Source organism: Hoskinsella mucinilytica, assembly GCF_045223415.1.
Lineage (GTDB): Bacteria > Bacillota_I > Bacilli_A > Erysipelotrichales > Erysipelotrichaceae > Hoskinsella > Hoskinsella mucinilytica.
Window position 1 is genome coordinate 1 of record NZ_JBEQZJ010000139.1, and the last position, 279, is coordinate 279.

Below are 279 nucleotides of genomic sequence, written 5' to 3' on the forward strand. Positions count from 1 at the left end.
TAATGCAGTCATCTGCATACCTTGTGTATCTTAATCCTCTTGCTTCCAATTCTTTGTCAAATTCATTCAGGTAGATGTTCGCCAGTAGCGGACTTATTGGTGATCCTTGAGCCGTTCCAACTTTGGTCTCTTCAAATGTTCCTTCTACTAGCACTCCTCCCTGTAAAAATCTGCGCACTAGTGACTCTACATCCGGGTCTTTTATGACCTTATGTACCAATATCATTAGGATATCCTGATTCACATGGTCAAAGAATTTGGTGAGGTCTAGATCTACTA

At 40.9% G+C, this 279-nt stretch carries 1 protein-coding gene; it reads right to left on the reverse strand.

Going from position 1 to position 279, the window contains the following annotated elements:
* Window positions 1-226, reverse strand: a 226-nt coding sequence (locus UGRO018_RS17885; protein ID WP_416327867.1) for a reverse transcriptase domain-containing protein, incomplete at its 3' end; no start/stop codon positions are given.
* Window positions 227-279 lie beyond the last annotated feature (53 nt).